Here is a 12,323-nt window from a genome sequence, read left to right as displayed (position 1 = left end):
GCTGCGCTTCTAAGCAATATTGAAAGTGCAGAACAGGCGGCTGTTTACCCGTCTGTTCAAAGCGTCATCGGGACGGCTAACGCGTTCTCCGGGCGGCGATAGGAAAATGATTCTCATTGTGCAACTGTGTTTGCATTATTGTTACAAAAGTTGTTGGTTTGCGACATATCAAAGTCAATGGATATGATATTCTGGCGTCAAGTTAATTTTCTTTTTGGAAATAAAATGTCAATCATGCCTAAATCATCATTCGTACTCGTTCTGTCGACCGTGTTTGCCGCCAGCGCCGCGCAAGCCGGTGTTGTCGATTTGGGCATCGGTGGCGCTAATTTATATTCCCTGAGCAACTTCAGCGCGTCCGGCAGCGATGTCGAAGGCGGCGTGCTGGTGGCCGGCAATCTGACGGCATCGAACTATTCCGTCAATGACAAGAACAAGGACGCCTACGTCACGCACGGTAATACCGGCTATGCGCTGGTCGTTGGCGGCAACCTGAACTACAGCTCCGGTTCTATCAAGAACGGCAATTACTTTGTGGGCGGCAGCACGACGACGAGCAGCGTGGGCCTGAACACGGCGACCAAGACGACGGCGTCACCCGTATCGTTTGCCTCAACCTCGACCCAGCTGAAAAATACTTCGGCCTCACTGGCGAACGTGGCATCCACGGGAAGCAGCTCCGTGGCCTACGGCGGCATGACCCTGAAGGGCGGCACGGGCGGCGTGCAAGTGTTCGACCTGACTTCCGCGGCGCTGGGCTCGGTGAACAACTTCAAGTTCAGCAATCTGCACACGAACGACACCCTGATCCTCAATATCAGCGGCACGAACGTGAACCTGTCCGGCGGCTACGGCGATTTCAGCAAATACAATGTGCTGTACAACTTCTATGAAGCGCAGACGATCACCCTGAACGGCGTGGGCCTGTACGGCAGCGTCCTGGCGCCGCTGGCGACCATGGCCGGTGGTAACGGCCAGATCAACGGCGACGTGGTCGTGGGTAACTGGGCTTCGAACATCCAGGTCAACGCCAGCCACTCTTTCAACGCCACCAACGTGGCCGGTTATGTCTCGGCCGTGCCGGAACCGGAAACCTATGCGATGCTGCTGGCAGGCCTGGGCCTGGTTGGCTTCATGGCGCGCCGCCGCAAGAGCAAGACGGCAGCGTAACGTTCGCGCTGTTCGGGAAACCGCCTTCAAGGCGGTTTTTTTTCGCCTGCCGGCGGCATGGACACGGCCGCCAGCACCATGTGCGCGATCAGGATTTCCGCATCCTCGTAATCCTTGCGCGTGAGCTGCCTGCGTTCCAGCACCAGGGCCATCTGCGCCGAAAAATCCGCATACGATTGCGTCATGGCCCAGATGGCGAACATCAGGTGCGTGGCGTTGACGGGCGCGATCCTGCCGGCCGCGATCCACGCTTCAAAGACGGCGATATCCTTGCGCAGCAGGGGCACGACCCGGTCGCGTATCTGCGCGCCGTACAGCGGGGCGCCATTGATCACTTCCAGTGCATACACGCGCGAAGCCCATGGCTGTTCGCGCGAAAAACGCAGCTTGGCGCCGATATACGCGCGCAGCACGTCGCGCGGCTCGTCGTGTGCATTGGCCAGCATGTCCATGCGCGCCAGCCAGTCGTCGAGCACGTCGTCGAGCACGCGCTGGTACAGCAGCTGCTTGGACGGGAAGTAATACATGAGGTTTTGCTTCGACAGGCCGGCCCGCTCGGCGATCGTGGCGATCGACGCGCCTTCATAGCCGCTTTCCGCAAACGCGCGCACGGCTTGCTCGAGGATGTCCGCTTCCAGGCGGTCGCGGTTTTGCAGGCGCCGGCCGCCGGCATTTTTCACGAGAAGGGCAGGGGATTTGTCGCTGGCCATGGCGGTTTCTTTAGCGTGGGCGGATCGATTGCAGGAATGCCTGCAGCACGGGGGTATCGGTGTAGGCCACGTTGAAGCGGAACCACACCGTCTCGGGCGCGCGCAGCATGAAAAATTCGTTCGGCGACAGCAGGATGCCCGCCTTCAAGGCCATGTCGGCGATGATCTTGCCATTCCATTCCGGCGTCTGCACGTCGGGCCAGCCGGCGCTGACGAACATGCCGCCGCGCGGACGCGCCACGGGCGCCATGCCCGCCTGTGCCAGGCAGTCGATGCTGCGCTCGCGGGCCGCATCGAGCTGCGCCACCAGCCGCTCCACCATGCGCTTGTAGGGCCGCGCGGAGATGGCATGGTAGACGGCGCGCTCGTTGATTTCCGACGTCGTCAACCCCGCCAGCATCTTCACGCGCACCAGTTCCGCCACCAGCGACGGCGAGGCGCAAATCGACCCCACGCGCAGCACGGGCGACAGGGTCTTGGAAAAACTGCCCACGCGGATCACGCGGCGCAAGCCGTCCATGGCCGCCAGCGACGCTTCGCCGCGCGCCGCCAGCTCGCGGTAGATATCGTCTTCCACCAGCCAGAAATCGAATTGCTCGGCCAGTGCCAGCAGGCGGTGCGTCTGCGCCTGGCTGAGCGAAGTGCCCAGCGGATTTTGCAGCACCGTGTTGACGAACATCAGCTTGGGCTGCGTGCGCGCGGCTTCGCTGGCCAGCGCATCGAGGTCGAGGCCCGCCTCGCCGCGTGCAATGCCCACGGGGATGCAGCCGTGGTGGCGGATCAGCGACTGCAGATTGCTGTAGCCGGGGTCTTCCACCAGCACCGTGTCGCCCGGCTTGGTCAGGCTGCGCAGGATCAGATCGAAGGCATGCGTGGCGCCATGCGTCAGCAAGACCTGGTCCGGTTCCACCTGGAACAGCTCTTCCGACAGGCTGCTGGCCAGGTGCTGGCGCAGCGAGGGAAAACCGAGCGGGTGGCCATAGCCGCGCAATCGGCTGGCGGGAATGCGCATGGCCTGGCGCACGGCATCGAGCACGGTCGCCTCGCCATACATCTCGGGCGGCAGCCAGCCCGCGCCCACGGGCAGGGCGTCGGACACGCCCGAATACAGATCGGGCGTGAGGGCGTCGATGGCGGTGGGACTCGCGTGTACGGTGCTCTGTGGCGTCGCGGCGATATCGTGGCGCGCGACGAAATAGCCGGAGCCGCGCCGCGACGACAGCAAGCCGAGGTTGACCAGGCGGTCGTACGATTCGACGACGGTAAACGTCGACACGCCATTGCAGCGGGCGAACTGGCGCACGGACGGCATGCGCGTGCCGATGCGCAGGGCGCGGCTGCCCACCATGACGCTGATGGCGATGACGATCTGCTCGACGAGGCCGCCCTTCTTCTGGCGGTCGATGTCCAGCACGGGCCAGCCACTGGCTTGCTCGGGGGCATCGTCTGTGCTGTCGCTGTGCTTCACGGTGGCTCCTTTCTGCTCAAGTAACCCCCAATAAATTCTTGTGATTTCTGACTTCCATAACCGGCGTTCTGCAGCGTTGCCTGCTGCTAGCAGTGCTTACACTGCGTCGCAACAGGCGCCTTGCATAGCATCCGGTTCTGTTTGTCATAAATTCAGAATAATTTCCCGGAGATTACTTAACACAAAAACTGTAGTGGTTTTCCGACCTGTACGGTTGGGATACTTTGCCGTTTGTGTATCTGTGCCATTGGGGATGGCCTGTCTATTATTACATCAGCTTTTTGCCAACTGGTAAATTATTTTACGCATCGTCAAAAACGATCCTGGCCCCGCGCCAGCCCATCCCAAGGAGAAGGTCATGAATGAAACAAGGCCGGAATCGATGTCGGCATTCTGGATGCCGTTTACGAATAACCGTGATTTCAAGGCCAACCCGCGCCTGCTCGTGTCGGCCGAAGGCATGTACTACAAGGACGTCGATGGCAACGCCATCCTCGATGGCACGGCCGGCCTGTGGTGCGTGCCGTGCGGCCATGCGCAGCCAAAAATCGTCGGCGCCATCCGCGAGATGGTGGGCCAGCTCGACTTCGCCCCCACCTTCCAGATGGGCCATCCGGCTGCCTTCGAGCTGGCGGAAAAACTGATGGACTACACGGGGCATAAATTCGGCCACGTCTTCTACACCAACTCCGGTTCCGAAGCCGTCGACACGGCCTTGAAGATCGCGCTGGCCTACCACAGGGCGCGCGGCGAGGGTGCACGCACCCGATTGATCGGCCGCGAACGCGGCTATCACGGCGTGGGTTTCGGCGGCATTTCCGTGGGCGGCATCGGCGGCAACCGCAAGACCTTCGGCCCCCTGCTGCCCGGCGTGGACCACCTGCCGCACACGCATAACCTGGACAAGAATGCCTACACGGTGGGCGAGCCCGAATACGGCACCCACCTGGCCGATGAACTGGAACGCATCGTCGCCCTGCACGACGCCTCGACGATTGCCGCCGTCATCGTCGAACCGGTGGCCGGCTCCACGGGCGTGCTGATCCCGCCGAAAGGCTATCTGAAACGCTTGCGCGAACTGTGCACCAAGCACGGCATCCTCTTGATTTTCGATGAAGTGATCACGGGCTTCGGCCGCATGACGACGCCGTTCGCGGCTGATTATTTCGACGTCGAGCCGGACCTGATGACGACGGCCAAGGGCCTGACCAACGGCATGGTGCCGATGGGCGCCGTGTTCAGCAAAAAGTATATCCACGACGCCTTCATGGATGCGCCAGCCGGCATCGAACTATTCCACGGCTACACGTATTCCGGCCACCCGCTGGCCTGCGCGGCCTCGCTGGCGACCCTGCAAGTGTTCGAGGAACAGGACATCCTCGGTCACGCTAAAGCGATGCAGGCGTATTGGAGCGACGCCGTGCATTCCCTGAAAGGCCTGCCGCACGTGATCGACTTGCGCAGCATCGGCCTGATCGCCGGCATCGAACTTGATCCCATCGCCGGCAAACCCGGCACGCGCGCCTTCAACGCCTTCAAGCAGGCCTTCGCCGACGGCGTGCTGATACGCACGACGGGCGACATCATCGCCCTGTCGCCGCCGCTGGTGCTGGAAAAACAGCATGTCGACGAGTTGTTTGGCAAGCTGGCCAAGGTACTCAAAAATCTCGATTGAACGGCAAACACAAAACAACATCCGGGGTCAGACCCGCCGGGTCTGACCCCGGCCTCTGCTCTTGGGGTTAAAAAGGAACACCATGAACGATCTCGATACCATTACCCATTACATCAACGGCGCCAAAGTCGACACCCAAAGTGGCCGCTATGGCGACGTCTACAACCCCGCCCTGGGCGAACCCGTGGCCAGGGTAGCGCTGGGCACTGTGGAAGACGTCGACGCGGCAGTGCAGGCGGCCGCCGCCGCCTTTCCCTCGTGGTCGGCCACGCCGCCATTGACGCGTGCGCGTGTGCTGTTCCGCTATCTGCAGCTGTGCCAGCAGCATACGGACGAATTTGCCGCCATGCTCACGCGCGAGCATGGCAAGACCTTTGCCGATGCGCAGGGTGAGGTGGCGCGCGGCATCGAGATGGTGGAGTTTGCCGTCGGTATTCCGCAACTGCTGAAAGGCGAATTCACGGACCAGATTTCGCGCGGCATCGACGCCTGGTCTATGCGCCAGGCACTCGGCGTGGTGGCCGGCATCACGCCATTCAATTTCCCCGTGATGGTGCCGATGTGGATGTTCCCCGTCGCCATCGCCTGCGGCAATACCTTCGTCTTGAAACCGTCCGAGCGCGATCCGTCGGCGTCCCTGCTGCACGCGAAACTGCTCAAGGATGCGGGCTTGCCCGACGGCGTCTTCAACGTGGTACAGGGAGATAAAGTGACGGTCGACGCCCTGCTTGATCACCCTGTCGTGCAAGCGATCAGCTTTGTCGGCTCCACGCCAATCGCCGAATACATCTATGCGCGCGGCAGCGCCAGCGGCAAGCGCGTACAAGCGTTGGGCGGCGCGAAGAATCACATGGTGGTGATGCCCGACGCGGACATGGACATGACGGTCGATGCGCTGATCGGCGCGGCCTACGGTTCGGCGGGCGAGCGCTGCATGGCCATATCCGTGGTGGTGGCCGTGGGCGACGCGGGCGACAAATTGATCGATGCACTGGCAACGCGCACGGCCGCACTGAAAGTGCGCGACGGTATGGAAGATGGTGCGGAAATGGGTCCCGTCGTGTCCCTGGCCGCCAAGCAGCGCATCGAAAAACTCATCGCCTCGGGCGTGGAACAGGGGGCAACTCTCGTCGTCGATGGCCGCAACCACGTGGTGCCGGGCCGCGAGAACGGCTTCTTTGTCGGCGGTACTTTATTTGACCACGTGACGCGCGACATGAGCATCTACAAGGAAGAGATTTTCGGCCCCGTGTTGTGCGTGCTCCGGTGTCCTGACGTGGTGCATGCGGTGGAACTGATCAACGCCAACGAGTATGGCAACGGCGTAGCCATCTACACGCGCGATGGCGGCGTGGCGCGCGAATTCGTGCGCCAGATCCAGGTCGGCATGGTGGGCGTCAATATCCCCTTGCCCGTGCCGATGGCCTTCAACAGTTTCGGCGGCTGGAAGCGCAGCATGTTCGGCGACCATCACGCGTATGGGCCCGAAGGCGTGCGCTTCTACACGCGCCACAAGGCCGTGATGCAGCGCTGGCCGAACACGGCAAGCGCTGGTGTGGAATTTGCTTTTCCCCAGATGAAGTAAGGGTTTCAAATCACAAGCCGGCCGCACATAACAAGAGGAATACGCGATGATCGAGTCTTTGAACTATTTGCCCCATCCCGCCCTGCCCAATGAAGAACTGGCGGGCCATTTCACGGACCTGGCGCCACCGCTCACGGCGCGCCAGGCGGCCATCGAAAGCGCCCGTTGCCTGTATTGCTACGATGCGCCGTGCAGCCGTATCTGCCCGTCGGAAATCGACGTGGCCAGCTTCATCCGCAATATCCACGACAAGAACATCAACGGCGCCGCCGCCGGCATCCTGAAACAGAACATCCTGGGCGGCAGCTGCGCCAGGGTCTGTCCGACGGAAATCCTCTGCGAAGACGTCTGCGTGCGCAACCACGACGCGGAAGGCCAGCCCGTCAAGATCGGCCTCTTGCAGCGCTACGCCGTCGACCACATGCATTTTGCACAGCACCCTTTCAAGCGGGCGGCCGCCACGGGCAAGACCGTTGCCATTGTCGGCGCGGGCCCTGCCGGCCTGTCGTGTGCGCACCGCCTGGCCATGCTGGGCCACGACGTGGTGATCTTTGAAAAGGAAGACAAGGCAGGTGGCCTCAATGAATACGGCATCGCCAAGTACAAGCTGACGGACGATTTCGCGCAAAAGGAAATCGACTTCCTGCTGGACATCGGCGGCATCGAGATCCGATGTCGCCAGGCGCTGGGCGAGAACGTGCAGCTGCGCGACTTGCACGCGCAGTACGACGCCGTCTTCCTGGGACTGGGCCTGGGCGCCAGCCGCAAGCTGGGCTTGACGGGAGAGGATGCGCCGGGCTTGCTGGCCGCCGTCGATTACATCGCCGCGCTGCGCCAGGCGGACGACCTGGCCGCGCTGCCCGTGCCGAAGCGCGCGATTGTGATCGGCGCCGGCAATACGGCCATCGACATGGCCGTGCAGATCCAGCGCTTGGGCGCCGAGGAAGTCACGCTCGTCTACCGGCGCGGTTTCGACGCCATGACGGCCACCCACCATGAACAGGAAATCGCCAAGGCGAACCAGGTGCGCATGCTGACGTGGGCCCAGCCGCAGCAAGTGCTGCTCGACGCTGGCGGCAAGGTGGCCGGCATGCGTTTCGAAAAAACCGCCATGCAGGGCACGCGTCTGGCGGGAACGGGGGAAACGTTCGACGTGGCGGCCGACGCCATCTTCAAGGCCATCGGCCAGAGCCTCGACACGGAAGTGCTGCATGACCCGATGGCGTCGCTGCTGAAACGTGAAGGCGACAAGATCGCCGTCGATGGGGGCTTTCGCACGGTGCTGCCGGGGATCTATGCGGGCGGCGATTGCGTGGCGCCGGGGCAGGACTTGACGGTGCAAGCCGTCCAGCATGGCAAGCTGGCCGCACTGGCCATCCATTCCGATTTGTTCAATAAAGTGGAGGCTGCATAATGGCTGATCTCAGCATCGAATTTTGCGGCATCAAGGCGCCGAATCCCTTCTGGCTGGCGTCCGCACCGCCGACCGACAAGGCCTACAACGTGGTGCGCGCGTTCGAAGCAGGGTGGGGCGGCGTCGTGTGGAAAACCCTGGGCGAAGACCCGGCCGCCGTCAACGTCTCGTCGCGTTATTCCGCCCTGTACGGCAAGAACCGCGAAGTGGTCGGCTTCAACAATATCGAGCTGATCACCGACCGCTCGCTGGAGATCAACCTGCGCGAAATCACGCAGGTGAAGAAGGACTGGCCCGACCGCGCCATGATCGTCTCGCTGATGCTGCCTTGCGAAGAGCACTACTGGGCCGATATCTTGCCCAAGGTCGAGGCGACGGGGGCGGACGGCATCGAACTCAATTTCGGCTGCCCGCACGGCATGCCGGAGCGGGGCATGGGCGCGGCCGTGGGCCAGGTGCCCGAGTACGTGCAGATGGTCACGGCCTGGTGCAAAAAGCACAGCAAATTACCCGTTATCGTCAAGCTCACGCCCAACATCACGGACGTGCGCATGCCGGCGCGCGCGGCCAAGGCGGGCGGCGCGGACGCCGTCTCGCTGATCAACACCATCAACTCGATTACCTCGCTGGACCTGGACCGCATGGTGGCCCTGCCCATCGTGGGCGGCGCCAGCACGCACGGCGGTTATTGCGGCTCTGCCGTCAAACCGATCGCCCTGAACATGGTGGCGGAAATCGCCCGCGATCCGCAGACGCGCGGCTTGCCCATTTCCGGCATCGGCGGCATCGGCAACTGGCGCGACGCGGCCGAATTCATCGCCCTGGGCGCCGGCTGCGTGCAGGTGTGCACGGCCGCCATGCTGCATGGTTTCCGCATCGTCGAAGAGATGAAGGATGGCCTGTCGCGCTGGATGGATGAAAAGGGTTATGAACGCATCAGCGACTTTTCCGGCAAGGCCGTGGCCAACACGACGGACTGGAAATACCTGGACATGAATTACCAGGTCATCGCGCAGATCAACCAGGACGACTGCATCAAATGCGGCAAGTGCTACGTGGCTTGCGAAGACACGTCGCACCAGTCGATTGCGCAGCTGATCGACGCCGCCGGCACGCGCACCTATGAGGTGATCAAGGATGAATGCGTGGGCTGCAACTTGTGCGAAATCACCTGTCCGGTGCAGGGCTGCATCACGATGGTGCCGCAGACAACAGGCAAGCCGTACATGAACTGGACGCAGGATCCGCGCAACCCTCGGGCATTGGCGGAGTCGGCATAGGGCACGGTTATTGCGTGCGTTTTATTTGTAAACAGCGGCCGGCCTTTGCGGTAAGCTAGATCGACTTAAAGGTCGCGCCGTTTCTATAAAACCGATTCCCTCCCAACCGATGGAGCATACCTGTGAACCACGACTATTCAGGCAACACGCAACTCTGGAATGAAGACCTGGCGCCCACCACTGCGGCGCAGCGCACCTGGCGCTGGTATCACTTTGCCGCGCTGTGGGTCGGCATGGTGATGTGCATTCCCGCCTACACCCTGTCGGCCAGTTTGATCGACAGCGGCATGTCCGGTTACCAGGCCGTGCTCACGGTATTTCTCGCCAACGCCATCGTGCTCCTGCCCATGCTGCTGATCGGCCATGCTGGCACCAAGTACGGCATCCCGTATGCCGTGCTGGCGCGCGCCTCGTTCGGTACCATGGGCGCTCGCTTGCCCGCCCTGATGCGCGCCATCGTCGCCTGCGGCTGGTACGGCATCCAGACCTGGTTCGGCGGGCAGATGATCTACACCCTGATGGGCGTACTGGTGGGCCATGAGCTGGGCGGCGAGAAGATCGCGGGCCTGGGCATCAACGGCAGCCAGCTGCTGTGCTTTTTGGCGTTCTGGGCCATCCAGTTCTATTACATCCTGCACGGCATGGAATCGATCCGCAAGCTGGAAACCTACACGGCGCCGCTGAAAATCCTCATCTGCTTCGTGCTGCTGTACTGGGTGCACAGCAAGGCCGGCGGCGTGGCCAGCCTGCTGGACCAGCCATCGCAGTTCATCCCCGGCGGCAAAAAGGCGGGCCAGTTCTGGAGCGTCTTCTGGCCATCGCTGACGGCCATGGTGGGCTTCTGGGCCACCTTGGCATTGAACATCCCCGACTTCACACGCTTCGCCAAGACGCAGCGCGACCAGGTGATCGGCCAGTCGATCGGCTTGCCCGTGCCCATGGGTCTCCTGGCCATGCTGGCCGTCATCGTCACGGCGGGTTCCGTCGTCATGTACGGCAAGGCCATCTGGGACCCTGTCGACCTGGCCAGCCGCATGACGGGCGCCGCCGTGCTGATCGCCCTGATCATTCTCCTGATCGATACGGTCAGCGTCAACCTGGCGGCCAATCTGGTGGGCCCGGCGTACGATTTTTCCTCGCTGGCGCCGAAGCAGATTTCGTACAAGATGGGCGGCTACATCACGGCCTTCATCGCCATCGTCATGATGCCGTGGAAGGTGCTCGAGTCGACGCAGGGCTATATCTTCACGTGGCTGATCGGCTACTCGGCCCTGCTGGGACCCATCGCCGGCATCCTCATCGTCGACTATTATTTTGTGCGCAAGACGCAGCTTGATGTGAAGCAGCTGTACCGCGACGACGGCGTCTACTCATATGGCAATGGCTGGAACATGGCGGCGCTGATCGCCTTTGTCATCGCCGTGCTGCCGAACATCCCGGGCTTTTTGAACGCGGCCTTTCCCACGGCGTTTCCCAACGTGGCCGAAGGCTTCAAAACCATTTACACCTACGCCTGGTTCGTGGGCGTGGCCATCGCCGCCGTCGTGTACGGCGTCATGATGAAGGGCAAGGCCGTGGCGCACGTGCAGCAGGCGCCGCAGTCGTAATCACTGAAGGAGACAAGATGACTACACTGATACGTGGCGGTACCGTCGTCAACGCCGACCGCGCGTTTCGCGCCGATGTGCTGATCGAGGGTGACATCATCGCCGCCGTCGGCGAGAACCTGGCGGTACCGGCAGGGGCTACCGTGATCGACGCGGGCGGCCTGTACGTGATGCCGGGCGGGATCGACACGCACACGCACATGAATTTACCCTTCATGGGCACCGTAACGTCCGACGATTTTTTCACGGGCACGGCGGCGGGGCTGGCAGGCGGCACCACCACCATCATGGACTTCGTCATTCCCGCGCCGAAGCAATCCTTGATCGAGGCCTATCACCAATGGCGCGAGTGGTCGGCCAAGGCGGCCGGCGACTACACCTTCCACGTGGCGATCACATGGTGGAGCGAGCAGGTACATGCGGAGATGGGCACCCTCGTGCGCGAGCATGGCGTGAACAGCTTCAAGCATTTCATGGCCTATAAAAACGCCATCATGGCCGACGATGAAACCCTGGTGAAAAGCTTTACCCGTTCGCTGGAACTGGGGGCGCTGCCCACCGTGCATGCGGAAAACGGCGAGCTGGTTTTTCAATTGCAGCAAGCCTTGCTCAAGAAGGGGATCACCGGACCGCAGGCGCATCCGCTGTCGCGCCCACCGGCCGTGGAAGCGGAGGCGGCCAACCGCGCCATCGCCATTGCGAATGTCCTCAATACCCCCGTGTACATCGTGCACGTCTCGTGCGCCGAGTCGCTCGACGCCATCACGCGGGCGCGCGCCAACGGCCAGCGCGTGTATGGCGAGGCGCTGGCGGGCCACCTGGTGATCGACGACAGCGTCTACCAGAGCAATGATTTCGATTACGTGGCGGGTCACGTCATGAGCCCGCCGTTTCGCGGCAAGCACCATCAATCGGCCTTGTGGCACGGCCTGCAAAGCGGCAACCTGCACACGACGGCCACCGACCACTGTACCTTCTGCGCCGAGCAGAAGGCGGCCGGCAAGGACGACTTCACGCGCATCCCGAACGGCTGCGGCGGCGTCGAGGAACGCATGGCCGTCGTGTGGGACGCTGGCGTCAATTCCGGCATGCTCACGCCTTCCGAATTCGTCAAGGTCAGTTCCACCAATGCGGCGCAGATTTTCAATATGTATCCGCGCAAGGGTGTCATCGCCGCAGGCAGCGATGCCGACATCGTGCTGTGGGACCCGCAGGGCACGCGCACCATTTCCGCCGCCACGCAGTTCGCCAAAGGAGGCTTCAATGTCTTCGAAGGGCGCACCGTGCGCGGCATCCCCAGCACCACGATTGCCGCCGGCAAGGTGGTGTTTCACCAGGGCGAACTGATGGCCGTCGAAGGGGCCGGGCGCTATATCGAGCGTCCCGCCTTTTCCGCCACGACAGCATAAGGAGT

The 12,323-nt window shown here is 62.3% G+C and carries 9 protein-coding genes; 7 read left to right on the top strand and 2 right to left on the bottom strand.

Features of this window, described 5'->3' with window-relative positions; translation table 11 throughout:
* The first annotated feature begins 234 nt into the window (after positions 1-234).
* On the top strand, positions 235-1,170 hold the full coding sequence (locus tag AC54AG_RS14050) for a choice-of-anchor A family protein (RefSeq protein WP_496630687.1): 936 nt from the start codon (positions 235-237) through the stop codon (positions 1,168-1,170).
* Between the two features lie 26 nt (positions 1,171-1,196).
* Here AC54AG_RS14050 and AC54AG_RS14045 read toward each other — a convergent pair whose 3' ends face one another.
* On the bottom strand, positions 1,197-1,880 hold the full coding sequence (locus tag AC54AG_RS14045; RefSeq protein WP_219330077.1) for a TetR/AcrR family transcriptional regulator: 684 nt from the start codon (positions 1,878-1,880) through the stop codon (positions 1,197-1,199).
* A 10-nt stretch (positions 1,881-1,890) separates the two neighbouring features.
* Positions 1,891-3,348 carry an aminotransferase-like domain-containing protein gene (locus AC54AG_RS14040; RefSeq protein ID WP_496630686.1) on the bottom strand — a complete coding sequence of 486 codons (1,458 nt, stop codon included), beginning with the start codon at positions 3,346-3,348 and terminating at the stop codon, positions 1,891-1,893.
* 358 nt (positions 3,349-3,706) lie between these two features.
* Here AC54AG_RS14040 and aptA point away from each other — a divergent pair, with 358 nt between their 5' ends.
* The 6 genes from aptA (at position 3,707) to hydA (ending at position 12,318) form a co-directional block, all read left to right on the top strand.
* Positions 3,707-5,023 carry an omega-aminotransferase AptA gene (gene aptA / locus AC54AG_RS14035; protein ID WP_139090116.1) on the top strand — a complete coding sequence of 439 codons (1,317 nt, stop codon included), beginning with the start codon at positions 3,707-3,709 and terminating at the stop codon, positions 5,021-5,023.
* Positions 5,024-5,105: 82 nt separating this feature from the next.
* Positions 5,106-6,608 (top strand): CoA-acylating methylmalonate-semialdehyde dehydrogenase, encoded by a 1,503-nt coding sequence (locus tag AC54AG_RS14030; protein ID WP_496630685.1) that lies wholly within the window; start codon positions 5,106-5,108, stop codon positions 6,606-6,608.
* 46 nt (positions 6,609-6,654) lie between these two features.
* Positions 6,655-8,022 (top strand): NAD(P)-dependent oxidoreductase, encoded by a 1,368-nt coding sequence (locus tag AC54AG_RS14025; protein ID WP_072454243.1) that lies wholly within the window; start codon positions 6,655-6,657, stop codon positions 8,020-8,022.
* Positions 8,022-9,302: an NAD-dependent dihydropyrimidine dehydrogenase subunit PreA gene (gene preA / locus AC54AG_RS14020; RefSeq protein WP_230515737.1), complete on the top strand. Its 1,281-nt coding sequence runs from the start codon at positions 8,022-8,024 to the stop codon at positions 9,300-9,302. Before AC54AG_RS14025 ends, preA begins: the two co-directional genes overlap by 1 nt.
* 122 nt (positions 9,303-9,424) lie before the next feature.
* Positions 9,425-10,909 carry an NCS1 family nucleobase:cation symporter-1 gene (locus tag AC54AG_RS14015; protein WP_070303409.1) on the top strand — a complete coding sequence of 495 codons (1,485 nt, stop codon included), beginning with the start codon at positions 9,425-9,427 and terminating at the stop codon, positions 10,907-10,909.
* A 17-nt stretch (positions 10,910-10,926) separates the two neighbouring features.
* A complete protein-coding gene (gene hydA, locus AC54AG_RS14010) occupies positions 10,927-12,318 on the top strand; it encodes a dihydropyrimidinase (RefSeq protein ID WP_456131921.1) in 1,392 nt (463 codons plus the stop codon).
* Positions 12,319-12,323: the final 5 nt, after the last annotated feature.

It is taken from the genome of Janthinobacterium sp. BCJ23 (genome assembly GCF_059617945.1).
Note: the sequence above shows the minus strand (reverse complement) of the source record. Positions and strands in the feature narration are given on the sequence as shown.

Coding starts and splice junctions, on each gene's coding strand:
- AC54AG_RS14050 (WP_496630687.1), top strand. CDS start 235: ATGCCTAAATCATCATTCGTACTCGTTCTGTCGACCGTGTTTGCCGCC.
- AC54AG_RS14045 (WP_219330077.1), bottom strand. CDS start 1,880: ATGGCCAGCGACAAATCCCCTGCCCTTCTCGTGAAAAATGCCGGCGGC.
- aptA (WP_139090116.1), top strand. CDS start 3,707: ATGAATGAAACAAGGCCGGAATCGATGTCGGCATTCTGGATGCCGTTT.
- AC54AG_RS14030 (WP_496630685.1), top strand. CDS start 5,106: ATGAACGATCTCGATACCATTACCCATTACATCAACGGCGCCAAAGTC.
- AC54AG_RS14025 (WP_072454243.1), top strand. CDS start 6,655: ATGATCGAGTCTTTGAACTATTTGCCCCATCCCGCCCTGCCCAATGAA.
- preA (WP_230515737.1), top strand. CDS start 8,022: ATGGCTGATCTCAGCATCGAATTTTGCGGCATCAAGGCGCCGAATCCC.
- hydA (WP_456131921.1), top strand. CDS start 10,927: ATGACTACACTGATACGTGGCGGTACCGTCGTCAACGCCGACCGCGCG.